This window comes from Litoribacter populi, assembly GCF_007483685.1.
In the GTDB taxonomy this organism is placed as follows: domain Bacteria; phylum Bacteroidota; class Bacteroidia; order Cytophagales; family Cyclobacteriaceae; genus Litoribacter; species Litoribacter populi.
The window spans coordinates 3,033,166-3,059,320 of the sequence record NZ_VMKN01000001.1 but is presented as its reverse complement, the minus strand read 5'-3'; the positions used below and the strand labels follow the sequence as shown (position 1 = coordinate 3,059,320).

The following is a 26,155-nucleotide window of genomic DNA, read 5'->3' as shown; positions in this document are numbered from 1 at the left end:
AATAAGAAAGGCAAGCATTTAATCCTTCAATTTTACCTCTATTTTTTTATCTTTGCCTGAGATTAATTTGAAACTAAATAAATTCTTTAAATAATTCATTTCAAAATGGCATTTGATATAGAAATGATCAAGGCAGTGTACGCAAAATTCCCAGAGCGTATAGAGGCTGCAAGAAAAGCGGTGGGTAAACCATTGACTTTAACTGAAAAGATTCTTTATGCCCACCTATCACAGGGGGAAGCTACAGGAGCATTCGAAAGAGGTGTATCTTATGTGGATTTCCAGCCTGATAGAGTAGCCATGCAGGATGCAACTGCTCAAATGGCTCTATTGCAGTTTATGCAAGCAGGAAGAGACCAGGTCGCTGTGCCTTCCACAGTTCATTGTGATCACTTGATCCAAGCTGAGGTTGGCGCCACAGCTGATTTGGACAAAGCTAAAGACAAGAACAAAGAGGTATATGATTTCCTTTCCTCTGTTTCCAATAAATACGGACTAGGCTTCTGGAAGCCAGGTGCAGGTATCATTCACCAGGTAGTGTTAGAAAACTATGCTTTCCCAGGTGGTATGATGATCGGGACCGATTCTCACACGCCAAATGCGGGCGGTCTTGGTATGGTAGCCATCGGTGTAGGTGGTGCTGATGCTTGTGACGTAATGGCGGGATTGGCATGGGAATTGAAATTTCCAAAGCTTATTGGAGTAAAACTTACAGGTAAACTTTCTGGATGGGCGTCGGCAAAGGATGTAATCTTGAAAGTAGCAGGTATTCTTACTGTTAAAGGTGGAACCGGTGCCGTAGTTGAATATTTCGGTGATGGTGCAAGAAACCTTTCTGCTACTGGTAAAGGTACGATTTGTAACATGGGTGCTGAAATCGGTGCTACTACTTCCATTTTTGGCTATGATGAGAAATCTGAAGCTTACCTAAGAGGTACCGACAGATCCGATGTGGCTGACCTTGCCAATGGCGTGAAAGAACATCTTACAGGTGATGTCGAGGTGTACAACAATCCTGAGCAGTATTTCGACCAGGTGATTGAAATCAACCTTTCTGAATTGGAGCCACACATCAATGGTCCATTTACTCCAGATTTGGCTTGGCCTATCAGTAAATTTGCTGAGGCGGTTAAGAAACATGACTGGCCAACAAAATTAGAGGTTGGTTTGATCGGTTCATGTACCAACTCTTCTTATGAGGATATTTCTCGCGCAGCTTCTTTGGCACAACAGGCCGTTGATAAGAATCTGAAAGCGAAATCTGAATATACAATTACCCCAGGTTCTGAGCAGGTAAGGTTTACTGTTGAGAGAGATGGTTTCCTAGATACTTTCGGTTCTATGGGCGGTGTGGTTTTGGCCAATGCTTGCGGACCGTGTATCGGACAGTGGGCTCGTCATGGTGCTGAGAAGAAGGAGAAAAACTCCATCATTACTTCTTTCAACCGTAACTTCGCCAAAAGAGCTGACGGTAACCCAAATACCCACTCATTTGTGGCTTCTCCGGAAATCGTAACGGCCATGGCTATCGCAGGTGATTTGACCTTCAACCCCTTGACGGATACTCTTACCAACGAAAATGGTGAGCAGGTGAGACTTGACGAGCCTACAGGTTTGGAGCTTCCAACCAAAGGTTTTGCGGTAGAAGATGCAGGTTACCAAGGTCCAGCTGAGGACGGAAGCAGGGTAAGTGTAATTGTGGATCCTCAGTCTGATAGACTTCAGCTGCTTGAGCCGTTCCAGCCTTGGGAAGGTACTGATTTGAAAGGCCTAAAGCTTTTGATAAAAGCAAAAGGAAAATGTACCACTGACCACATCTCTATGGCAGGTCCATGGTTGAGATTTAGAGGTCACTTGGATAACATTTCCAACAACATGCTTATCGGTGCGGTCAATGCGTACAATGACGAGACCAACACCGTGAAGAACCAGTTGACAGGTGAATATGGTGAAGTTCCGACCGTTCAGAGACATTATAAGCAACATAACATAGGTACTATAGTAGTCGGTGACGAAAACTATGGTGAAGGTTCTTCAAGAGAGCATGCTGCTATGGAGCCTAGATTCTTGGGGGTTAGAGCAATATTGGTGAAATCTTTTGCCAGAATCCACGAAACTAACCTTAAGAAGCAAGGAATGTTGGCTTTGACGTTTGCAAACCCAGCTGATTATGATTTGATCCAAGAGGATGACAACATTGATATCGTAGGTTTGGAGAGCTTTGCTCCTGGCAAATCTTTGACTGTGGTACTCAATCATGCTGATGGTTCTAAGAATGAGATTGAAGTATTGCACACTTACAATCAGGGCCAAATTGGTTGGTTTAAAGCTGGTTCTGCATTGAACTTGATTAAAGAGAAAAACGATTAAAGACGGAAGACGGAAGACGGAGGATCTCGGAGTAGGGAATGTTTCCAATAATGATAAAAAAAAAGCCGCCCAAATTGGGCGGCTTTTTTTGTGGTTATTCTGGTAAAATATACCTATACAACATTTAATTAGAGATTTGGAGATTAAAAGTGTGATAATCTTTGGAAACCGTATGGTAAAGGTCTAAAAATAAAATATGAGGTATGATTTGTTTATTTCAAATAATTGAGCAAATTTGTATGAAATACAAAATTCAGTTTTTGAACTACAAATAAACAGATGGAAAACAAAGGGATCCATTCTACTTTTAAAAAGATCATCGATGCCTCATCGGACTTGATCTTTATGGCAGATGGAGAAACACCTTTTACGATTTTTTATGGTAATGCGGCCTTTAAAGAAGCGGTAGGGTATAACCTTGAAAAGGAATCACTGCTTGGCTTAGGGGTAGATATCACCAGTTTTGAGAATAACGATAGGGTTACTTTTCAAGTAAATGAGCGCCTGTTTTCTTTTGATTTTGAAAGAAATAAGGGCTTGGGAGAGAATTATTTACTTTTCCATAAAGGCAAAAAATTAAGCAGCAGTCCCGAACCGATTAATACCTCTCCCTTACCGCTCTTTGAAAACAGCCTGGATATTTTTGGTATTGGAGAGGGAACTTCCTTTTATTGGGTGAGCAATTCTGTTACAAATTTGCTTGGTTACCTTCCTTCGGAATTTGCAAATACAAGCTTAATATTATTTGTTCATCCCGAGGACAGGGAAAGTTTCAGGGCTTCACTTCAAGAAGTGAAAGCTTTGAATAGTTCCACCTCATTCTCTTACAGATTTAAATCCAAATCCGGCGCTTATAAGTGGTTGCAATGGAATGTTTCTTATAAACAAGATAAGTTACATGCCGTGGGCCGTGATATCGATAATCTCAAGTCCCAACAACTTGCCTTGGATTCCCAAAACCAGCTGTTCAAAATGGGGGAGTTGGCAGCCAAGTTTGGAGTATGGGAAGTGGATTTGCTTACATACAGCACTTTCTGGAGCCAAGAAATTTTTGATATATACGAGTTTCCCACTGGTAATCGATATGATATTTTTGAGTGGATACAATTCTGCGTTCCTGAATGCAGGACTAAGCTTAAGTCAGCTTTTGGAGAATTACTTGAAAGCGGGAAATGTTTCGAAACCAAAGTTCAGATTTCCACCCAGGACAACAACTTCAAATGGGTCAAGATCATTGGTAAGGGGGAAACTGAGAATGGAATTTTGAAGAAAGCTTTTGGTACCCTACAGGATATTACGCAAGAGGAGCAGGTGATGGTCGATCTTGGCCTATTCAAAGAAATCTTCAACCTTACTCCTGATGCTGTACAGGTAGCTGATCTTGATGGGACCATTATTTTTCAGAATGAGGAAGCCAAGGAGAGAATTGCCAAAGAAGGTGGGGAGAAGAACTTGTTGAATCTGCGTGTGCTTGAGCCGGCATTTAGAAAGTCAGGGGCTTGGGAGAAGCATTTGGAGAACCTGAGAAAACAAAAATCCCTATTATCTCTTAGTGAGCATCCAACCAAGGGAAAGGAAAGTATTCCGGTGGAACTCAATACCAAGTTGGTAAAACTTGGAGGCAAAGAATATGTGCTGGCAATGTCAAGGGACATCTCCGACAGAATTATGCTAGAAGCCTCTTTGAAGGAGTCACACCAATTTTTGCAAAGAGTCACAGATCAAATGCCAGGTGTGCTTTATCAGTTGGTTTGCGGTGAAGATGGAAAACTCCAATTTCCTTATATCAGTAGCGGCATAAACAGAATATTTGGGATCAGTGAGGAAGAATTTGAGCAGCATGGTGGCTTTGAGGCTGTATTGAACAGGATACATCCTAAGGATGTGGAGGAATTTGTAGAAGGAATACTGCAATCAGCTCAAAATTTCAAGGCATGGCACGGTCAGTTTAGAATCTTATCCGAAAACGGAGAGAATTACAAATGGGTGCAGGCTAGCTCCATTCCCGAAAAGCTTTCCAATGGGGAAATTACCTGGTACGGTTATTTTACCGATATCACGGAAATTAAGCAGACAGAATCAAAACTCGAGCAGGCTAAGCTCGCAGCGGAGCAGGCAAGCAAAACCAAGTCTGAGTTTTTATCGATGATCAGTCATGAAATACGTACCCCATTGAATGCCATTTCTGGATCGGTTTATTCCCTTTTACAGGAGAATTTGCCAAATAGCGTAGAGTCCTCTCTGAAGACTATCAATTTTGCCACCGAGAATCTGATCACCATAATTAATGACCTATTAGATTTTCAGAAAATTGAGTTTGGTAAAATGAAGCTCATGCAATCACCATTCAAGGTGAAAAATCTGGTGGAAATGGTAGTTAATGGATTGAGTTATCATGCTAAAGATACGGGGAATGAGTTGAACATGAATTTCATAGGCAATATGGATTTTGATGTATTGGGTGATAAAGTGAGAATAGGACAAATCCTGAACAACTTGCTGACCAACGCTTTGAAATTTACCAAAAAAGGTAAAGTGGATGTGAATGTTGCTTTTGGTGGGTTTCGAGATGGGTTTGCCGATTTCAATTTTGAGGTGGTTGATACAGGTGTGGGGATTCCCGAAGAGTTTCATTCTAAAATATTCGATGATTTTGAGCAAGTAAACAGTTCTTTCAGCCGCAAATATGGAGGGACCGGTTTGGGGCTTTCCATTACCAAAAAGCTGTTGGATAAAATGGGCAGTCGAATCCAGTTGGATTCGAAAGTTGGGGAAGGCAGTCGCTTTTATTTTGTGTTGAGTTTACCCCTGGCTGATAAAGAAGAGAATTTAACAGACAACAATATGGACAAGATAAGCGAATACAACCAAGACACCCCAACCGAGACGTTGGAAATATTGGTAGCGGAAGACAATGAGGTAAATGCTTTAGTTTTGGGTAAGATTATCAAAAAATGGGGCTATCAGTTTGACCGTGTGAGCAATGGATTGGAGGCAGTGGATGCGGTAGGGAAGAAGAAGTATGATATTGTGTTGATGGACATACAAATGCCTGTTATGAACGGGTTTCTTGCCACAGAAACAATCAAATCTATTTCTAATGTGCCTGTGATTGCCTTGACAGCAGCCAACCGAGCCGAAATCCAAGACCAGATTGCCATGAATGGTTTTGATGGATTTGTGTCCAAACCAATTAATGCGAAAGTATTATTGACAGAAATCAAACATCTTATTCGGGTTAATTAAGTTCCTTTGCTTTTTCTAAATAATCTGCGGTCAATGGTATCGAGGGATCCTTCTGTTTGACCTCTTCTAGATATTGTAGGGCTTGGGTTTTTTGGCCTGCGTAGAAATAATAGATTCCCTTGTTTCTTAAAGCATAAAGGTTTCTAGGGTTTTGCTTGAGGCTAAAGTTGATGTCTTCAAGACCTTTTTCCAATTCACCTGTTTTAATTCGATACAATCCTCTGTTGTTGTAGAAGTACGGTTGTCTTGAATTAAGTGAAATGGCTTTTTCTACAGATTCCAGGGCCTTTTCGTATTCCCCACGTTCAAATTCGATCATGGATTGAAGGTTGAAAATATTGGACTCTTTTGGCGCAAGGCTAAGGGCACTTTGCAGGTCCATTTCTGCAAGATCATAATTGTCCAGATAAAAATATATGGTAGCCCTATTAACCAACAGATCTGGGTTTTCTGGGTTGAGTCCGAGAGCGGTTTCAAAATCATTTAATGCTTCTTCATGTCGTTTTACGGCTTCGTTAGCCAGTCCCCGCAAAAAATAGCCTCTGCTTTCGTTTTTTTCAGCCTTAATCAATCTGTTGGCGTCTTCCAAAGATTTATAATATTCTCCTTGATCCAGGTAGGCAAGGCCTCTTTGGTGAATGGCGTCAGTATAACTGGGATTGGCCCGGATGGCGTTAGAGAAATCCTGAATTGCAGCGGTTAGGTTTGCTGTTTTATAATTGGCAATTCCCCGATTGTAATGGGCTTCGGCGAAATCGTTGTCTATTTTCAAGGCCTCATCGTAGAATCGAATAGCCCCAGTATAGTCGTTTTCTTGTATCTGATTGTTTCCTTTGAGTAAAAATCTACCCTTTTTGTCCTCTGGACTGTCACAGGCTGAAATTGATAAGACTAAAGTGAAAAGAAATGTCAGTGGGAAATTAAATCTCATAAGGTTACCTAATTTGCGATTTACTGCAAAGTTAAGAAATGGTTTCCAATGGTCCTGACAAATTTACAATTTGACATAAGAGTGTGGAATAGTTTTTGGGTTATATGCTATGTTTTTAATCATAAACACTAAATATAACCACTATGGCCAATTTGAAATTAAAAGGAACTTGGAATGAGCTTAAGGGAAAGTTGAAACAAACATATGGAGACTTGACCGATGACGATTTGACTTATGTAGAGGGAAAAGAGGATGAGCTTTTGGGCAGGCTTCAGAAAAAAACTGGGGAGACCAAAGAAAATCTCAAAAAGACCCTTTTTGACGAGTAGCATTCCCAAGCCGGTTTATCCGGCTTTTTTTGTACCTTTAACTTTCGAGTAAAACTATTTAGAATGAAGATATTGCATAACCCCCGCTGTGGCAAAAGCAGAGAAGCGTTGAAGATACTGGAGGAGAATAATGTCAAGCTAGAAGTGGTGAAGTATTTGGAATCACCATTAAGTGAAGAGGAGTTAAAGTCACTTGTGAGTAAGCTAGGGGTGGAGCCTATTGAGCTTGTAAGGACGAATGAAAAAGTGTGGAAGGAGAATTTTAAAGGAAAAGACCTTTCTTCAAATGAGATTATTAAAGCCATGGCTGACAATCCAATTTTGATAGAAAGGCCGGTAGTCATAAATGGAGATAAGGCGGTAATCGGGAGACCTCCCGAAAATGTGAAATCCTTAATCTAATTAGCCCTCTTTTTGAGGGATTTTTTTTCGGTAATATTATCCATTTGATCGTATTTAAGTGTATTCAGAAAGGAAAAAGTGGATTGTTCTTTCGGTTGCGGTAAGCATTCTATTGCTTATAGTGAAATTCTATGCCTATTATTTGACTAACTCCACAGCTATTCTGACAGATGCATTAGAGAGCATAGTAAATGTTATAGCTTCAGGATTCGCCTTTTACAGCATTTACCTATCTGCTCAGCCCAAAGATGATAACCATCCTTACGGCCATGGAAAGATAGAGTTTTTCAGTGCTGGAATTGAGGGTACCCTCATAATGTTGGCTGGAATTTTTATTATTTATAGGGCTGTTTATGGTTTTTTTATTATCGAACAGCTTGAGAGTCTTCCTGCCGGTATGTTCCTAGTCGGGGTAAGTGGTTTGATTAATGGGTTTGTAGGAACGGTGCTTTTTAAGAAAGGTAAAACACTGCATAGTCTGACATTGGAAGCTGATGGGCGCCATTTGCAGACAGATGCTGTAAGCAGTTTGGTGCTTTTGGTAGGGGTGGGGGTAATCTACTGGACAGGAATATATGTCTTGGATAGTGTGTTTTCCCTATTTTTTGCTGTCTACATTATTTACAATGGATATTTATTAGTTAGGAAGTCAGTGGCTGGCTTGATGGATGAGACCAATCCCATCGCCATGGCTGATGCTGTAAAAGTGCTAAATCTAAGCCGGAAAAATAACTGGATAGACATTCATAATATGCGTGTACAACAGTATGGGCCAGATAAACATATCGACCTTCATTTAACGTTGCCTTATTATTATGACCTAAAAAAAGTCCATGACGAGGTGGAGGAAGTTGAGGATGTACTGAAGGATGATCTTCCAGGTTATATTGAAGTATTTGTCCATGTGGACCCATGTGTTCCCTTTAAATGTTGTCACTATTGCCAAATTGCTGACTGCAAGGTTCGAGAACATGAAATGGTCAAAAGAGTAAGATGGAATGCTGTAAACATGGCCAAAAATCAGAAGCATTACCACGATCTGTCGAAGCGTTAAAAAAGTTTAAATTTTATACTTAAGGTATTGAAAATTAAATTTTTACCCCTTCAACTCAGATTTCTTTGAAATGTTCTTGTCCAGTCTTGCTTGTTATTTTTTAACTATTGACAAATTCAGCTGTTTTTGTTATATTTAATATTAAAAATACCCAATATCATTGAAATGATTTGGAAGGTTAGGATGAAATCATAAAGATATTTTGTTTTTGATGACTAAAATTATTGATTTTAAACCTGAATTAATGTATCTTGCATTAAAATAAGTAACCGGTCTAAGGATCCATAAAACGTTAAAGGTCATGAACGAGGAAAAGCAATTCAAGGTATTTATAGCTTTGTCCGCAATTATTTGGGCTATTATCATCGGCTTTATAATTGTGATCTAACAAGCTATCGATTTGTTCACTTGTACTGTCGCCATGCAGTTCACAAATTAAACTTTTTGATATGGTTGAAAATTACACACAGGAAAGGATGCTTTTGCATCCTTTCTCTTTTTTTAGCGATATTGAAAAAAATCACCCATTTTTTTATACTAAAATCGGGGTAAAAAGCGTTTAAAAGGCTTTTTGATAAATTAAACGGCTTAAAAGTGTATTTTGTACCTATAAAAGTTGATTTTAAACAATCTTTATTGTACCTTGCATTCATATTAAGAAATCAACTAACAACAAACTATAATATCATGAACGAGGACAAAAAATTCAAGGTGTTTTTAACCTTATCAGCAATTGCCTGGGCCGTAATTATCGGATTCATCGTAGTAGTTTAATTTTCAAACCTTTATTTTTTACGTATGGTATAAAAATTTTACTCAGAACAAGATAAAAGGGGATGATCATTCATCCCCTTTTATTTTTTATACTAACCCAGCTCTCCTTAATAAGGCATCAGGTTTGGGCTCTCTGCCTCTAAACTGCTTATACAAATCTAGAGGGTGTCTACTTCCTCCTTTAGAAAGGATGTTTTCCTGGAAAGACTTGGCCACTTCGTTATTGAAGATACCTTTTTCCTGGAAAAGCTCAAAAGCATCTGCATCTAAGACCTCAGCCCATTTGTAGCTGTAGTATCCTGCCGCATACCCCCCTTGGAAAATGTGGGAGAAGGAGGTACTCATCAGTGTACTTTCCACAGGTTGCAGCAGCTCTGTTTGGCTCATAGCCTGTTTTTCAAAGCTTGGGATATCAGTAATCTCATTCGGATTAGTGCTGTGATAAGCCATATCCAAAAGCCCGAAGCTAATTTGACGAATAGTCTGATAGCCTTGATGAAAATTACTGGAAGCCTTAATTTTTTCAATCAGTTCCTCCGGTATTCTTTCTCCTGTTTCATAATGCTTGGCAAATAGATCCAAACATTCCTTCTCATAACACCAGTTTTCGAAAATTTGGGAAGGAAGCTCTACAAAGTCCCAATATACGCTTGTGCCTGAAAGAGACTCATACTTGGTGTCGGCTAACATACCATGCAGGGCGTGACCAAATTCGTGAAAAAGAGTTGTCACCTCGTTAAAGGTGAGTAAGGATGGTTTGGTCTTAGTAGGCTTTGTGAAGTTGCATACAATACTTACATGAGGACGTTGATTCTTCCCAGCTTTAACTTTCTGTCCCCTATAACTTGTCATCCAAGCTCCATTTCTTTTTCCCGCACGGGGGAAGAAGTCTGCATAGAATACCGCCATATGGTTGCCCTTGCCATCTAAAACTTCATAAGCGGTCACATCAGGGTGGTAAACCTGAATATCTTTATTTTCTCTGAAAGTGATACCGAAGAGCTTTTCTGCTGTGGTGAAAACTCCCTTAACTGTACTTTTGAGTTCAAAATACGGTCTTAATAATTCATCATCAACTGCATATTTTTCCTTCTTGAGCTTTTCTGCATAGTATGCAAAGTCCCATTTTTCCAATTTATCTAACCCGTCAAGTTTTTTAGCGAATTCTGTCAACTCTGCTACTTCTCTTTCTGCAAATGGTTTGGCTTTGACCATAAGTTCATTTAGGAAATTCAGCACGCTTTCTGGACTTTTTGCCATCCTCTCTTCCAGTACAAAGCTGGCGTATTTGTCATAGCCTAAAAGCTTTATCCGGTCATTTTTAAGTTTCAAAAGCTGCTTGATAATCTCTTTGTTGTCCAGATCGTCGCCTTTGGAGGCTTTGGTGTTATAGGCGATAAACAGTTCTTTTCTCAATTCCCTGTTTTTTGCATAAGTCATGAAGGGCACGTAGCTCGGAAAGGAAAGGTCAAATACCCATTTGCCATCGTGTCCCTTTTCGCTTGCCGTATGCGCTGAAGCTTCCTTTATGGAGTCGGGCAGTCCCTCAAGTTGGGCTTCTTGATCGATTACCATTTCATACTTATTGGTCTCTGCTAATACATTTTCACCAAACTGTAGGCTAAGCTGGGACAGTTCTTTGTCTATTTCCCTAAGTTTAGTTTTATCCTCTTCGTTGAGGTTTGCCCCGTTTCTTATAAATGATTTATAAGTTTTAGTCAATAGCATTTCCTGCTCTTCATCGAGAGAGAGCTCACTCTTCTTACTATATACAGCATTAACCTTTTCAAAAAGGTCTTTGTCCAAAAGGATGTCGTTGCTGTGAGCTGTTAGGAGTGGGGAGATTTCTCTGGCTAATTTCTGGATCTCATCGTTGGTTTCGGCTGAATTAAGATTGAAAAAGATGGAGGCGACTACGCTAAGTTTTTCGCCTGCGTTGTCCATGGCCTCAATGGTGTTTTCAAAAGTAGGAGTGGGGTTGGCTTTTATTTTTTCCACTTCCTTTTTAGAAAGCTTTATAGCTTCTTCAATAGCCGGCAAAAAATCCTCAGTTTTAATTTTCTCAAAAGGTGGTGTTTGAAAAGGAGTATTAAATTCTTCCAATAATGGATTCATATATAGTTGATTATTTGGTTTCTGGTTTTAGGCTTGCCGCTTTTTCCTGCCACTGCTGGTCTTTATTATTTCATCAAAATAAATGACCTGAAGAAGCGGTTTGTTTTCTATTTGTAAAAATACAAAACTCTGGACAAAGCAGGGTGTTTTCGAGATAGTATAAAAAGTGAATTAAAAGAGCACTATTTAAAAAAAAACTGCTCCAGTTTTTTTGGAGCAGCTTTTCTATTTTATCTTCTCAAGGGTTTTGGAAATACAGCGAGGCTTTCATTGCCCTTATCATCCACTGCCTGTACGGCAAAGAAATAATTGTCTTTGGAATAGGGAACGGTCAATTCAAGGTCTTCGGTGTAGAATTTTTTCTCCCACATTGATTGATCGGTTTCCCTCATGAGTACATAGTATCCCTTCGGACTGCCTGTTTCAGGTTTCTCCCATTTCAATGTGCTGGTGTTTACTAATCTACTTACATCTATGCCCACATTTTTTGGAGCAGCAGGTGCAGTGGCCAAGCTTGCCAAAGTGGCTAAATTTACAGCAGTGATTTTTCTCAGGTATTCATAATCTACCAACTCGGGCAGGTCACCGTACTGTTGACCATCTTCCTCACGAACGTCCTGGTGATGGTAGTGGTAGTTTTCGTTGAATTCGGTCATTCTGATGGCAGTGAAACCTTCTCTTGCAAACGGAGTATGGTCACCACCTCTCAAAAATCGGTCGTTTCTGTAGATAAGTTTTACTTCTAATTGATCTACGTATCTATCCCCGATTTCTTTTATATACCTGGCCAATTGACGGGATTTGCTGTCATTTTCACCATTAGTATACCTTCTCATGGCAGCCATTTCCTCAGATTCCAAAAGAGGAATGCCCTCACTGAAAACCCTAACCCTGGTGTTATCCTTGATATGGGTTTCACTGGAATAGCTATTGCCTACCATATCATTGTTGAGCATTGCCACAAGGTTCCATCCTTCATCTTGGGCTTTCTTGGCCATGTGGGTGGCTCCGATCAGTCCCTGTTCTTCTCCGCTCACTGCCATGAAAATGATAGTTGCTGGGAACTCCATTTTGCTCAGTATTCTTGCAGTTTCGATAACAGCAGCTACACCTGAACCGTCATCATTCGCCCCGGGGGCATCAATCTCGGCATCCATTACGTCAGACGCCCGGCTGTCCAAGTGGCCACTTATCAGAAATACACGGTCGTCATTAGGATCGGTTCCTTTAAGAGTGGCTACCACATTGCCAATTTCGGAAGTCTCTGGAATTCTTCTTCCATCACCTTCTACCGTGAACATATCTATTTCAGAGGAAAGCCTTCCACCTGCATCTGCTTCAAATGATTTAAATTTTTCAAGTACATAGTTCTGCGAAGGGACGATGCCGCGGTCATCTCCTTGTGTTCCGCTCAGAGTGTGCCGAGTTCCAAAACCCACCAAGTCCCTGACGTATTGTTCAAGATTTTCTGCCTTCACATCTTCGACCATTTTTTCAATTTCTGGATTTCGGTTGATCATTCGGGTTTGGGCCGAAAGGTCCAAGGCCAAAAGAAATAAGGCGAGCGCAATTATTTGCTTCATAATTTCAATAATTAGTTAGGAATAAAGTCTAAATTTAACCTTTTGATCTTCTCATGAAAGTTTTCTTATATGAATGAGCGCATAAAGCCCAAAGAAGGTGAATATGATATTTACTTTGATCGCTACCTCAGACTACTTCCTGAGGGAACTGTACTGATGGACCTCATGGTAAAACAGATGGAAATAGTGGATGAGGAATTTATGGAAATGGATGAGAAATGGCTGAGGACTCCTTATCAGGAAGGTAAGTGGTCACCAAAAGAAATGCTACTCCATATCACCGATACCGAGCGGGTGATGAGCTATCGGGCCCTTTGTATCGGAAGAGGAGACCTGCAACCTTTGCCGGGGTTTTCGGAGGATGATTACGCTAGGTATTCCCATGGCAACGTGCTTTCTATCGACTATTTGGTAGAGGATTTCAAACAGGCAAGAAAATCCTTGCTACTTTTGGGACACAGTTTTTCTGAGGAAGACTGGCAACGCGTCGGGTCAGCTAATGGTAAGGCAATTTCCCCGAGGGCTATTGTCAATATTCTAGTTGGCCATTTCATCCATCACATCAATATTTTGAAAGAAAGATACCGATAGACATGTTCGAATATAATCCGGAAAAACATTATCCAAAGGAAACGGAAAGTAGGGTAGTTATCAGATTCCAAGATTGTGACCCACTTCAGCATCTTAACAATGCCAAATATTTCGACTATTTCTTCAACGCCAGGGAGGATCAGGTTCCTAAGCTTTATGGTGTTGAGATGATCGATTTCATTAAAAAATATAAAGCAGCGTGGGTGGTCTACAATCATAACATCAGCTATGTGCGACCAGCTAAAGTAGGAGAGTGGGTTCGAATCATGACCAGAATTCTATGGTATGACCACAATACGGTGCTAGTGGAGTATTACATGACCGATGATTCCAGAAAGGAGTTAAAAACTGTTCTTTGGACCACCTTGAAATATGTAACAATTAAAGAAGGAAAGCTGACAAGTCATGACGGAGCTGTTGTGGATTATCTAAAGGCTACTTCCGAAAATCTGGACATCTCAGAAATGGAACTGAAGCAAAGAGTGAAAGCTATTAAGCAAAAGCTTCAGCAATAGAAGATTATCTCAACCGAATATTCATTAACATGTCTTCCGACTCCACGGGCTGTTGGTCGTACACTAGCGTCCAACCCATGGAGTTGGTGAGGATGTAGATCTTTTGAAGTTCAGAAATAAGATTTTGGTGGGCCCGTTTTTTAAGATCGCTTTTGTCGATTTTCTCATTAATGACATCATCGACTGCTCGCCTTATTTTATTTAAATCATCTGCTTTTAGGGGGTTCCAGTAGTCTTGAGTGACATCATAATACTCTAAATCAGGGTAAATATGTATATTGGCCTCAGGAATGTAATCAAGGTAGACGATTCGATTTTCCTCGTCGACCTGAGTCTGCAACTTACTCAAATCATATTCTACCGTAACTTTTGCATTTACCACTACCAGAACCTTCTTATTGGCCGGAAAGATTCTGAAAAAATTCTGTCTGGTATTTTTGTAGTCCATAACCTGGCTATAATGACCTTCAACGACAATTAGTTTTCCTACATTTTTGATCTGCTCTTGGATCATGGAGGAGTTGATTTCCGTTTGTTCTTGTTTCTCATTTTTATTGATGAAAAATAAAACTCCAAAACCAATTATTAAGGTGACAACAATTCCGAGTAGAAATCTAATCATTTGCTTGGGGGAAATAAGCCAGGTATTAATACTTTATATTTTAAACTAATGTTTTTCCAAAAAGGAAAATTCAAAGTTAACAAAATTTAGGACAGTGGCTTTTACTACTTTTTTGAGATCGGCCTCACTCTCGGTACCCACAACTCCGATCACTTTTGCCCCTGATTTTGACCTGCTTCGATTCCTGAGAAACTATCTTCAAAAACCACACATTCTTCTGGTTGGAGATCCAATGCCTGTATGGTTTTAGTGTAAATTTCGGGGTGGGGCTTGCCGTGGGTGACAAATGTTTCATCCAAAATCGTGTCGAAATAGTTTTTAAGGCCCAGTTTCGAAAGTGTGAATTCCACATTTGGAGGATATGCAGCGGTGGCCACAGCGGTTTTGTAACCTTTTACTTTAAGAAGTTTTAGAAACTCGGTTAAACCTTCGGTTTCATGGATAGTTGAAAGAATAAGGCTTCTGTAAAGACTTTCTTTTTCCTCTTTAAGAACTTCAGTTTGTATATGGGTGATTTCTGGGAAAAGGTATCTCAATGCCTGACCAGTAGTTCTACCATTGAAGTGAGCCGAAAATTCAGCATCTGTTACTGTTCTGTTGTGATTTTTAAGAAATTGCTTCCAGGCAGCAACATGATATTGGTGGTTGTCGAGAATGACCCCATCCATGTCAAAAATGACCCCTTTGATACTCATGATCCAAATTAATTTTTTAAAAATTATATAATTCTACTATATTACAAAGTCAATTGTTTAATTCATACTGTTGAAATGAATAATATTCTGTTTTGTAATTAATAAACCCGAAATATAATGAATAATTTGCCTAGGACTATTTTTAATGAGGAACATGACATGTTCCGTCAATCATTGAGAGACTTTATTGCCAAAGAGATCACACCCAATAATTTGGATTGGGAAAATAACAAAATGGTTTCAAGGGAATCTTGGCTGAAACTTGGAGAAAACGGATTTCTTTGCCTCCAAGCCCCTGAGGAGTATGGGGGGTTGAATATCCAGGATTTCAGATACAATGCAATTTTTACAGAAGAGCTAGGCCTTAGTGGTTGTGCCGGACCAGCGATTGGTTACCCACTACACAGTGATATTGTATTCCCATATATTTTGCATTATGCCACCGAGGAAGCCAAGGCTAAGTACGTTCCAAAAATGGTTTCGGGAGAATATATATCAGCAGTTGCCATGACAGAGCCAGGTGCTGGTAGTGACCTTCAAAATATACGTGCGACAGCAGAAGATAAAGGAGATCATTATTTAATTAATGGTTCTAAGACATTCATTACCAACGGTTATTTGGCTGATGTGGTGGTAGTGGCAGCTAAGACAGACCCTACTTTGGGTGCAAAAGGAATAAGTCTTTTTATAGTTGATAAGGATATGAAGGGCTTTACTAAAGGCGTTCCGTTTGAGAAGGTCGGTTTGCATGCTCAGGATACCTGTGAGCTGTTTTTTGAAGATGTAAAGGTTCCGAAGGAAAATCTTATGGGCAAGCCTGGTGAAGGTTTTAAATACCTCATGACGGAGCTGGCTCAAGAAAGATTAATAGTAGCACTGGCCGCTCTTTCTTTAGCTGAATTCACCTTAAAGTCGACTATAGATTATGTGAAAAGCCGTCCAGCTTTTGGCAAAACCGTTGCTGATTTCCAGAACACGAGGTTTAAGCTTGCCGAGATGGCAGCCAAACTTGAGCAAGCAAGGATTTATTGTGACCAGTTGGTGATTTTGCACAATGACCGTAAAGTGGATGCGGCTATGTCCTCTGCGGCAAAAATGATGATGACGGACCTGCAGTGTCAAGTTGCCGATGAGTGTGTGCAACTACATGGTGGATACGGTTATATGTGGGAGTATCCTGTTGCCAGGGCGTATGCAGATGCCAGAGTACAACGAATTTATGCAGGTACCAATGAGATAATGAAAGAACTGATTGCCAGAAAAATACTAGCATAACTGAAAATATCATAGAGTGTTTCGAAACCACTTTTCTGTAGTAGGAAAAGTGGTTTTCTTTTTTTTAACACAAGTTTTATTTTATATTAGTATAAAATAATAAAACCGATCTTAGATTACGTAAATCCAAATAACTATTAATATGCAAGATTTCCCATGGTTTAAGCAGTACCCACCCTCGGTGGCCAAAGAAGTTGACGTAAATGCTTACAACAGTTTAGTAGACCTTTTTGAAGAAAGTGTCAAAAAATATGGAAATGGAATTGCCTATGAATGCATGGGTAAAAAGCTCACTTTTAAGGAGGTAGACGAGCTTTCCAAGAACTTTGCGGCTTACCTGCAAAATGAGCTGAAAATGAAAAAGGGGGACAGGCTCGCTATTCAGATGCCCAACTTGTTGCAGTACCCGATTGTGATGTTTGGAGCTCTACGAGCAGGGATGATTGTTGTAAATACCAATCCGCTTTATACTCCAAGCGAAATGAAGCATCAGTTTAATGATGCTCAAGTGGATACCATTGTGATTTTAGCAAATTTTGCTGCCAACTTGGAAAAAATCAGAAACGAAATTAAAGCTAAGCATATCATAGTTTCCCAAATTGGAGACATGCTAGGCAGTCTAAAAGGGGGAATTGTCAACCTTGTGGTGAAGCATATCAAGAAAATGGTCCCTCCATATCAATTAGATGGAGCCTTAAAACTAAAAGATGTACTGAGCAAAGGTTCCTCTCTATCCTTCCGTCATGAGGAAATGGTAGCCAGCGATGCGGCTTTTCTTCAGTACACCGGTGGAACTACTGGGGTATCGAAAGGGGCTGAATTGACCCATGCCAACATCATTGCCAATATGCAGCAGATTTCTGCTTGGATGACTCCTAAACTGAAAGAAAACAGGGAAACGGTCATCACCGCCCTTCCTCTCTACCATATTTTCGCTTTGACGGTTAACTGTTTGGCGATGCTGAAAATCGGAGCGCACAACGTTTTGATTACTAATCCACGAGACATGCCTGCTTTTATCAAAGAAATGAGCAAGCATAAATTCAGCGTCATTACTGGTGTAAATACTCTGTATAATGGGCTGTTGAATCAAGAGGCTTTCCGGAATTTGGACTTCAGTTCATTGAGAGTTGCAGTGGGGGGAGGAATGGCCGTGCAAAAGGCTGTTGCTGAAAAATGGAAGAAGGTGACAGGGGTGCCAATTGCCGAAGGCTACGGGCTTACGGAAACTTCACCTGTGGCAACTTGTAATCCCATCGACGGTACTGAGCGGATTGGGTACATAGGTGTGCCACTTCCAAATACGGAAATCAAAGCCATAGATGAGGAAGGAAACGAAGTGGCGACTGGCGAGAAAGGAGAACTTTGTATAAAGGGTCCCCAGGTAATGCGTCGCTACTGGAATAAACCCGAGGAAACCAAAGAGGTTTTTGAAGGGGAGTGGTTCAAAACCGGTGATATTGGCATAATTGAAGCCGATGGATTCGTGAAAATCGTGGACAGAAAGAAGGAGATGATTCTTGTTTCGGGCTTCAATGTATATCCAAATGAAGTGGAAGATGTGATTTCCGCCCATGACAAGGTATTGGAAGTGGGGGTGATAGGAATTGCAGATGAAAAATCAACTGAAAAAGTGGTAGCTTATGTGGTTCCAAAAGATAATGGACTCACTGATAAGGAAGTTATTGCCCATTCTAAGCAGCACTTGACAAATTACAAGGTCCCTAAAGAGGTTTATTTTGTAAATGAATTACCGAAATCAAATGTAGGTAAGATTTTACGAAGAAAAATAAAAGAAATGCACAAAGGAAAAGCCTAATAAAAAAAGCCCCAATTAAGGGGCTTTTTTTATTACCTGTTTTACTTCAAGTGCCTGGTTAAAATGTCTGTCCTCATGGGCAACCATAATGTCAAATGCCCTGTCTAAAGTATAAGGTAACATCTTATTTATAGGCGAGTTGATCACGATATTTTTATCGAAATAAGGTGCCATTTTGGTAATCCAGCTTTTCAATTCCTGTTGGTGCTTGGTGAATTTTTGGACAATATCTTGATGAGTGCCACCAATTTTTGGCTCCCAAGAAGTAAACGTTTTGATTTTTTTCTTTCGACCTTCTGAAACCGATTTGTAGATAAGGTTACCGATTAGGTTGTAAATAAATTTAAAATTACCTGACCAAGGTTTTCGGTATTTGGCATCCTTCACTTCCTGGAAAATGGGGAAATAGGAGGAATTGACTTGGATCAAATGCTGAATGTTTTCTCCTATGGACCAAACCTCGGGGGAAGGCTTCCAGTAAATTTCCTCCAGACTCATCTGTCCGAATTCTCGTTCAAATTCTGCTGTTATTCTATCAATTTCCGATACCCATTCCGTTCCTTTTTGGCTCATTTTGCTATTTGTTAATTTTAGTTATAAAGTTACAAATTTAGCTTTAGAATTCTAAGGCAGACAATTGCTGTCAGTGACTTAAAAAACTCGGTGAAAGTGAAATGATTAATAGGCGCTTGGCGTTACCTTCGGAGATGGTTTTTGCGATTGTAGATATTGAGACAACAGGTGGGACCGCTCAGAGAGGTGGTATTACGGAAGTAGCCGTGATAGTGCATGACGGCAAACAGATTTTGGATACCTTTCAAACTTTGGTAAACCCGCAGAGATTTGTACCTGGATTTATTACAGGACTTACAGGCATTGATAATGAGATGGTTCAGGATGCACCCACTTTTGCAGAAATAGCGGAGGAACTTTATAGTTTGCTTGAAGACAAGGTTTTTGTAGCCCACAATGTTAATTTCGATTATAATTTCCTTCATTATGAGTTTGGGAAGGTTGGTTTGACCTTTCGAAGACCTAAGCTATGCACTGTTAGACTAAGCAGGAAGGCATTTCCTGGGCATACCTCATATAGTCTGGGTAGACTCTGTGAATCGAGAGGTATAAGGATCAAGGACAGGCACCGCGCTTATGGCGATGCCGCGGCTACTGCGATCCTGTTTGAACAAATATTTGCCTTGGATAGCAGTATCATCGACAGCTCGTTGAAAAGAAATTCTGGTGAGGCATTTCTACCTCCTCATATCAATAAAGAGAAATTTGATGGTCTTCCGCAACGACCTGGGGTATATTATTTTTTCAATAAATCAAATGAAGTGGTATATGTTGGGAAAGCTATTAATATCCAAAGCAGGTTTAAAGGGCACTTTACTGGAAAAAGTCGAAATGACCTGAAAAGTGAAATCCATGATGTAAGCTACACTGAAACGGGGAGCGAGTTTTTAGCTTTGCTCTTGGAGGCGTTGGAAATTAAACGCTTGTGGCCAAAGTATAATCGGGCGCAGAAATGGCCTAGCCAATCATGGGGGATTTATAAATATGAGGATGGAAATGGCTACTTGCGATTTCAGGTAGGGAAAGTGCAGAAAGCAGTCAAACCCTTGATGACTTTTTTCTCTCATGCTGAGGCTTGGGCTGAAGTTCAAAATGGAGTTCGGACATTTGGTTTTTGCCCCAAACTTGCCGGAATCCAAAAATCACCTCAAGAATGTTATGATTATCCAATCGGCAAGTGCGAAGGGGCTTGCATTGGAAAAGAAATGCCTGATGCTTACAACTTGAGGATAAATAATTGGCTTAACCAATTTGGCTTGGAGTCCAAGCAACTCTTGATTAAATCAGCAGGTAGGACTTTGGATGAAAAGGCTGCTATACTTTTCGACAATGGTGTGTTAAAGGCCTATGGATTTATTGATCAAGATTTAGAAGTGCATCCGGAAGGCATCATGGATTACCTAACACCAGTAAAGCCGGTTTTGGAAACGGGGTTAATCCTTAGATCTTTTCTCAGTAGAGAAAAATTGGATATGACTCTAATTTAAACATAGACGCTCCGAATAGCTTTGGTGAACCTTTCCATCTCATTGGGCGTGCCTGTGCTGATGCGGCACCACTTCGAAAAAGGGGGAAATTCCCTACCTACCATCACACCTTCATCACGCATTTTTTGTAAAAATTGATCTATATGCATACCACTTTCAAAGAATACGAAGTTGGTGTGACTTTCCAAATATCTTAGATTGAGATCGTTTAAAGTTTGATAGATAGAGTCTTTGGCTTCTTTATTTTTGCGCAAGCTAAAGTCAAAAAACTCTTTATCATCCAAGGACTCCTTGGCTGCTTCCAAAGCAAGCACATTTGTGAATGCCACCACATTTTCCCGGATTTTATGGGCTAAATCGGGACGAGCCACTATATAGCCTATCCTCAACCCAGCAAGGCCGAAGACTTTAGAAAATGTCCTGCTCACAATTACATTTTCTCCTTCCTTCACCAATTTGACCATTGAAGGATAATTGGGCTCTTCAATAAATTCAAAATAAGCCTCATCTGAGAATACAGTGGTGTGTTTGGAGGTCTCCCTGCAAAATTTTTCAAATGCAGCTGCCGGCAATAAAGTACCAGTGGGGTTGTTAGGGTTGCAGAGGAAAACCATTTTGGTAGCTGGACTGATCCTCTTTTGCATTTCCGTAAGGTCATGCTGAAGGTTCTCATCTACATCCACCCAGTTGACGTCGGCTCCCCACATCTGGGCATAGCTCATCATTGCTAAAAAGGTAGGTTTGGAAGCTATTATTTCCCCACCGTTTCGGGTAAAGGTTATGCCGGCTACCTTAAGCGCCTCTGTCGAACCGCCTGTGATTACAATATGGTCCTTGGGCACTCCTTCTCTTTCGGCAAGTTTATCGAGAAGTTCATTTTGGTAGCTATAGGGGTATCGGCAACCGTCATCAAAGGATTTGAACATTCTGTCTCGGACTCTTTTTGATGGGCCGTAAGGATTCTCGTTAGAGCTTAGTCGGGCCAATTCATTAAGTGGTCTGGGGTTGAACTTAGAAATCTCCTCTGCGGAAAGTTGAGGAATGATGCCTAGTCCGGAAATGAAAGAAGCACCGCCTGTGAGGGCAGCGCTTCTTAACCATTGTCTTCTGTTAAATTTCATGATTAAGGATTTGACTATAATTTAGCAAAACCTAAGATCATCTCAAATCAAATCTACTCTTCTTTTTTGGCTCTCAATAAAGTCAAGACCTCATCGATTTCATTTTGGGCTTTTGTGATCAGGATTTTTATTTTCCTATAATCGAATTCCTCAAGTCCTTCAAGTTCCAATCCAATTTCAAATAGCCAATTAAGACCAGCTGAAGATGCTGTGCCCTTTAATTTGTGACCTGCGGAATTGATGTCAGAAAGATTTTGCAAGGATAAGCTTTCATTCAGCTCCACCTTTGCATTTTCAAGCTCTTTTATGGTAATGTCCATAAATGCTTGCATCAGGTCTGGATTGTTTTTAACATAACCCTCCAGTACTTTTATGTCAAAACGCTCACTATTCATGTCTTCTGTTTCTGTTACCTGTTCTGGTTCCTCTTTTTTGTCATTGCTTAGGGGCAACCACTTATGAAGAGCCATCTCCAAGGTCTCTTCGACCACGGGCTTGGCTATGAAGTCATCCATTCCTATATGTAGGCATTTTTCTTTTTCACCTTTCACATTACCTGCCGTAAGGGCAAGGATAGGGGTTCTATTTCCGGATTCTATTTTTCTTATAGCCTCGGTAACCTCATAGCCATTCATGATGGGCATCTGAATGTCCAAAATAATAAGGTCAGGGTGTTTGGTTTTAAAAAGTTCAAAAGCGATCTGTCCGTTTGGTGCTTCGAAAATGGTGGAATTAGGCAAAATTCTTTGAATTATAGTTTTAGCCAAGAACATGTTGATCTGATTATCTTCAGCTATCAACACATTGTACTTAGAATCAAAACTTGCATCTGTTGTACTTTCTTCTATTTCCTTTTGCTTTTTAAGTTCCGATTTATGAAGTTTTGAAAGTGAATTATAAAGATCATTCATCTTGATAGGCTTAACCAGTCTATTGGTTACGTGTAGTTCCTCACATTCTCGAATAACCCGCTCATCATCAGAGCTGCTGTAAAGCAAAATGATGGGCTGCTCATCTTCAATACTGCCAAAATTACTTCTGATTTTGCGGATAGTTTCCAATCCGTCCATATATGGCATATGGTAATCCATCAAGATAACATCAAAATCATTACTTTTTCCCATCATTTGTAATGCCTCATACCCACTTGACGCTTCTGTGATATCAATTCCTTTTAGCCTCAACATTTCATGGATAATTGTTCGGTTGTTGCCATTGTCATCCACAACCAACGCTTTTTTGATGTTTTCCACATCCATAAATTCGATACATTCCCCTTGGTCAGCTTGCACTTTAAGGTCAAAGTAAAATGTGCTTCCCTGGCCGTGTTCACTTTTGAGGTTTAACTGGCTGTTCATCAAACTCAGGAGTTGATTTGAAATTGCTAGCCCTAACCCAGTACCACCATATTTTTTGGTGGTAGAGCCATCTTCCTGAGAGAATGCCTCGAATATCTTCTCCTGCATTTCTCTTTTGATTCCTATACCAGTATCTCTCACCAGGAAGCGAAGAGTACATTCCTCCTCCTCATATTCAATAACTTCTATTTTGAGCTCTACTTCTCCGACTTCAGTGAATTTCACAGCATTGCTCAATAAGTTTATCAAAACCTGTCTGATCCTTACCTCATCGGTATGGATAAATCTCGGAACATCTAATGAAATGTTCAGAAGCATTTCTAAGTACTTGCTTTGGGCTTGATAGCTGATTATATCGGCTGTCTGGCTTGCCATTTCATACACATCAAAACGCTCTAAATCCAACTCAAGCTTGCCAGCTTCGATTTTGGAGAAATCCAAAATGTCATTTATAATACTCAATAGTGCGTTTGCAGAATTGTTTACTATACCGAGATATTGGGATTGGGTGGGGTCTAGGTTGGTCTTCATCACCAAGTCGGTAAATCCGATGATCCCATTAAGTGGAGTTCGGATTTCATGGCTCATGTTAGCCAGAAATTCCGATTTTGCTATGTTGGCGGATTTTGCCTGATCAATCGCTTTTTCCATGGAAAGATCCATGTTTTTTCGCTCAATGGCATTGGCAATGGTTTTGGCGAAACTTTTCAAAAGTGAGACCTCAGCTTCTGACCAGTCCCTTTCCTCATAGCACTCATCATAGCCTATAAATCCCCAAAATTTGTCACTATAGAAGATCGGAATAACCAAAATCGATTTGATTTCCTGCATTTCCAAGAACTCCCTAAGTTGTGTGTTATCTTGAATATCACTGAGCTTTGCCAAGAACACTTTATTTTGACTCAGGGGTAAAAAGAAATCCTCAAAGTCTTTGTGATAAATGTTTTGTAATTCTTTGTTGTCAAATTGAGGAGAACAATTTGTCGCAGCATATTCAAAAGTTTGGGAAGCAATCAGATCGCCTTTTTCATCCTTGGAGTTTTCAAATAGGTAAACCCTACCGACTTCCACAGTCTGGCCAAGAATTATTAATGATCGTTCAATGGCGTCTTCAAACTTTCTGTTTGATAACAACTGGTCAGTGGCCAAGGAGATGCCTTTCAGCATTTTTTCCTTGTTTTCTATTTCAAATTCTGACTTTTTCTTACTAGTAATATCCTGAAAAGTACCATAAATACGGGTAACTTTTCCGTCTTGCATTTCACACTGGCACTTGGTTCTAATCCACTTGGTCTTGCCTTTATAAGTGACAATTTCCAGTTCCAAGTCAAATGGAATACCTTCCTCTTGGGCTTTCATCCAGTTTTCTTGTATGATCTCTTGGGATCTTCCTGCTCTATAAAAATTCAACCCCCCCTCCAAAGTAACCTGAAAATCGTCAGGTACTTCGTGAATCTCACGGGTGATGTCAGACCAATACATAGTGTCGGATTCAATATCTACATCCCAACCGCCCACGTGGGCCACCCTGTTGGTCTGCTCCATCATTTTCTGGGTTACCAAAAGTTTTTGTTCTGTTCTTTTGGTGGCAGAAATGTTTTGGACCGTCGCAAATACAAATTTTTCCCCAGTGGATGGATCCTGGATCACAGAAGTATTAACCAAGACAGGAAACCGTTCCCCGTTTTTCTTTTGATAAATAAGCTCAAATACGTTTTCATCAAGCTCACCTTTGATAGCCTTTGTGAAAAAGAAGCTGTTCTTTTTCTGCATATCCTTGGGCCAATAGCTGTAGGGGGGAGTTTGTCCCAATAGCTCCTTTTCAGTGAAGCCAGTCATTTTGCAAAGTGCCTTATTAACTCGTACTTTTTTGCCACTTCTGTCCGCCATGGCAAACCCTTCCAACATACCTTCTACGATGGAATTTAAAAAATCTTTCTGCTGCTTAACTTCTGCTTTATTCTTTAGGTCCTCTGTTACATCACGGCCCACAGCCATAATATCACCCGTTTCAGGATCTGAATTTGCATGCCATTGCAAAGTTTTATACTCACCGGATTTGGTTAAGGTTCTTTGAAGGTAGTTTATAGTTTTTTTTCCGCGTTGGATTTTTTCCCACTCTTCATACGCTCTGGGCAAGTCATCGGGATGTACTATGGTGCTTCCCTCATTTTTGATTTTTTCTTCATCCCAGCCAGTAATTCCCATATAGGCTTGATTGATGATTTTGTTTTTTCCATCCTTGTCAACAATAGCCATGATGTCAAGGGAGGATTTGAAAAGTGCTTCATATTGCAAAAGCTGCTTTCTTTTATTGTTATCCAGTATAGCGGTGATGACTTGTTTTGCTAAAAGTTTTAAGGCTTCGATCTGATGATCTTCCAAAGTTCTTGGTATCTTATCCATCACGCTTAATGTGCCCAACACATGGCCTTTTGGAGCGAGCAGAGGTACCCCGGCATAAAATCGTATTTGAGGCCCATCAGTCACTAATGGATTGTCTTGAAATCTTTCATCCTGACTGGCATCCTCGATAATCACCATCTCTTGGTGTTTGATGTTCTCGAGACAAAAAATGTTTTCACTGCCGGTTTCAGTGATGTCGATTCCGATTTTGGACCTAAAAATCTGCTTATCCTCCCCGATCAGAGATATGACCGCCATAGGTGTTTGGCAGGTTAAAGAAGCTATTTTGATAAGCCTATCAAACTCAGTTTCCGAATGCGCATCAAGCACTTCGTAGGATTTGAGCATCTCTAACCTTTCAGTTTCGTTAATATTGTTATTGGTCATTTCTGATTTATATATTTGATAATCAGTGGGGTTGGGTTATAGGTCCCTTAAATTATCTATGGTAATACCTTTATAATAATAATCAAATATTAAATTTGAAAATTTATATTAATTCGCTAAAATAAGAACAATTCGTTTTTATAAAAAGGTTTTTCTTTTATTCTTACCTTTAAAAATATTTCTTGACCTACTTTTTTCTCAACAGGGTCCCATAGTTTTCTCTTATAACTCTTATAGGTCAAAATATTTAAACGGCATTTTCAGCCAAATAGGTTTCTTTATAGCCTTTTTTGCTACTGAGGTTTCCCAATTAATGATTTTGTTGTTTAGTATGTTAAATTTTGTGCCAAAAGACAACTGGTCACAGAATTAGCTAATGAATACGATTTTTTTTCCTGCACAGCAGGTATGTGAGGTCAATGGAATATTTGGCAAGTAATTTGATTTCAATATCTTATTAATAATATTATTTATTCTGCTTTATTTTATATAAACCGAATAA

18 protein-coding genes are annotated in these 26,155 nt (G+C 40.0%); 10 read left to right on the top strand and 8 right to left on the bottom strand.

Going from position 1 to position 26,155, the window contains the following annotated elements; all coding sequences use genetic code 11:
• The first annotated feature begins 105 nt into the window (after window positions 1-105).
• Both FPL27_RS13260 and FPL27_RS13255 read left to right on the top strand, forming a co-directional pair.
• Window positions 106-2,370, top strand: coding sequence for an aconitate hydratase (locus tag FPL27_RS13260; RefSeq protein WP_143961547.1), 2,265 nt, complete (start codon window positions 106-108; stop codon window positions 2,368-2,370).
• A gap of 279 nt (window positions 2,371-2,649) precedes the next feature.
• Window positions 2,650-5,616 (top strand): PAS domain-containing hybrid sensor histidine kinase/response regulator, encoded by a 2,967-nt coding sequence (locus tag FPL27_RS13255; protein ID WP_143961546.1) that lies wholly within the window; start codon window positions 2,650-2,652, stop codon window positions 5,614-5,616.
• Here the strand turns inward: FPL27_RS13255 and FPL27_RS13250 are convergent.
• Window positions 5,609-6,547, bottom strand: a complete 939-nt coding sequence (locus tag FPL27_RS13250; protein WP_143961545.1) for a tetratricopeptide repeat protein — start codon at window positions 6,545-6,547, stop codon at window positions 5,609-5,611. The genes FPL27_RS13255 and FPL27_RS13250 overlap by 8 nt on opposite strands.
• Window positions 6,548-6,690: 143 nt before the next feature.
• On the opposite strand from FPL27_RS13250, the gene FPL27_RS13245 reads away from it, so the two are divergent.
• The 3 genes from FPL27_RS13245 to FPL27_RS13235 all read left to right on the top strand — a co-directional run bounded on the left by FPL27_RS13245 (window position 6,691) and on the right by FPL27_RS13235 (window position 8,332).
• A complete protein-coding gene (locus tag FPL27_RS13245; protein WP_143961544.1) occupies window positions 6,691-6,876 on the top strand; it encodes a CsbD family protein in 186 nt (61 codons plus the stop codon).
• Between the two features lie 63 nt (window positions 6,877-6,939).
• The gene (arsC, locus tag FPL27_RS13240) at window positions 6,940-7,278 is read left to right on the top strand and encodes an arsenate reductase (glutaredoxin) (RefSeq protein WP_143961543.1); all 339 of its coding nucleotides are present in this window, start codon (window positions 6,940-6,942) and stop codon (window positions 7,276-7,278) included.
• Window positions 7,279-7,336: 58 nt separating this feature from the next.
• The gene (locus FPL27_RS13235) at window positions 7,337-8,332 is read left to right on the top strand and encodes a cation diffusion facilitator family transporter (RefSeq protein ID WP_143961542.1); all 996 of its coding nucleotides are present in this window, start codon (window positions 7,337-7,339) and stop codon (window positions 8,330-8,332) included.
• An 861-nt stretch (window positions 8,333-9,193) separates the two neighbouring features.
• Here the strand turns inward: FPL27_RS13235 and FPL27_RS13230 are convergent.
• Window positions 9,194-11,221 (bottom strand): M3 family metallopeptidase, encoded by a 2,028-nt coding sequence (locus FPL27_RS13230; RefSeq protein WP_143961541.1) that lies wholly within the window; start codon window positions 11,219-11,221, stop codon window positions 9,194-9,196.
• 230 nt (window positions 11,222-11,451) lie between these two features.
• Window positions 11,452-12,804, bottom strand: a complete 1,353-nt coding sequence (locus FPL27_RS13225; protein WP_143961540.1) for a M20/M25/M40 family metallo-hydrolase — start codon at window positions 12,802-12,804, stop codon at window positions 11,452-11,454.
• Between the two features lie 69 nt (window positions 12,805-12,873).
• Between FPL27_RS13225 and FPL27_RS13220 the strand changes: the two genes are divergently transcribed.
• Window positions 12,874-13,395 carry a DinB family protein gene (locus FPL27_RS13220; protein WP_143961539.1) on the top strand — a complete coding sequence of 174 codons (522 nt, stop codon included), beginning with the start codon at window positions 12,874-12,876 and terminating at the stop codon, window positions 13,393-13,395.
• Between the two features lie 2 nt (window positions 13,396-13,397).
• A complete protein-coding gene (locus FPL27_RS13215) occupies window positions 13,398-13,910 on the top strand; it encodes an acyl-CoA thioesterase (protein WP_143961538.1) in 513 nt (170 codons plus the stop codon).
• A 4-nt stretch (window positions 13,911-13,914) separates the two neighbouring features.
• Here the strand turns inward: FPL27_RS13215 and FPL27_RS13210 are convergent, their stop codons facing one another.
• Together FPL27_RS13210 and FPL27_RS13205 are read right to left on the bottom strand one after the other, a co-directional pair.
• On the bottom strand, window positions 13,915-14,532 hold the full coding sequence (locus tag FPL27_RS13210; protein WP_143961537.1) for a DUF4230 domain-containing protein: 618 nt from the start codon (window positions 14,530-14,532) through the stop codon (window positions 13,915-13,917).
• 149 nt (window positions 14,533-14,681) lie between these two features.
• Window positions 14,682-15,227, bottom strand: a complete 546-nt coding sequence (locus FPL27_RS13205; RefSeq protein WP_143961536.1) for an HAD family hydrolase — start codon at window positions 15,225-15,227, stop codon at window positions 14,682-14,684.
• Window positions 15,228-15,344: 117 nt separating this feature from the next.
• Between FPL27_RS13205 and FPL27_RS13200 the strand changes: the two genes are divergently transcribed.
• Together FPL27_RS13200 and FPL27_RS13195 are read left to right on the top strand one after the other, a co-directional pair.
• Window positions 15,345-16,502 (top strand): acyl-CoA dehydrogenase family protein, encoded by a 1,158-nt coding sequence (locus FPL27_RS13200; protein WP_143961535.1) that lies wholly within the window; start codon window positions 15,345-15,347, stop codon window positions 16,500-16,502.
• 142 nt (window positions 16,503-16,644) lie between these two features.
• Window positions 16,645-18,321, top strand: coding sequence for an AMP-binding protein (locus tag FPL27_RS13195; protein WP_143961534.1), 1,677 nt, complete (start codon window positions 16,645-16,647; stop codon window positions 18,319-18,321).
• Window positions 18,322-18,336: 15 nt separating this feature from the next.
• Here the strand turns inward: FPL27_RS13195 and FPL27_RS13190 are convergent, their stop codons facing one another.
• Window positions 18,337-18,894, bottom strand: coding sequence for a DinB family protein (locus tag FPL27_RS13190; protein WP_143961533.1), 558 nt, complete (start codon window positions 18,892-18,894; stop codon window positions 18,337-18,339).
• Between the two features lie 101 nt (window positions 18,895-18,995).
• Between FPL27_RS13190 and FPL27_RS13185 the strand changes: the two genes are divergently transcribed.
• Window positions 18,996-20,381, top strand: coding sequence for an exonuclease domain-containing protein (locus FPL27_RS13185; protein ID WP_235893434.1), 1,386 nt, complete (start codon window positions 18,996-18,998; stop codon window positions 20,379-20,381).
• Here FPL27_RS13185 and FPL27_RS13180 read toward each other — a convergent pair.
• Both FPL27_RS13180 and FPL27_RS13175 read right to left on the bottom strand, forming a co-directional pair.
• Window positions 20,378-21,502 carry a pyridoxal phosphate-dependent aminotransferase gene (locus FPL27_RS13180; protein WP_143961532.1) on the bottom strand — a complete coding sequence of 375 codons (1,125 nt, stop codon included), beginning with the start codon at window positions 21,500-21,502 and terminating at the stop codon, window positions 20,378-20,380. The two genes, FPL27_RS13185 and FPL27_RS13180, sit on opposite strands and share 4 nt — an antisense overlap.
• Before the next feature lie 53 nt (window positions 21,503-21,555).
• Window positions 21,556-25,653, bottom strand: a complete 4,098-nt coding sequence (locus tag FPL27_RS13175; protein WP_143961531.1) for a response regulator — start codon at window positions 25,651-25,653, stop codon at window positions 21,556-21,558.
• Between the last annotated feature and the right edge of the window lie 502 nt (window positions 25,654-26,155).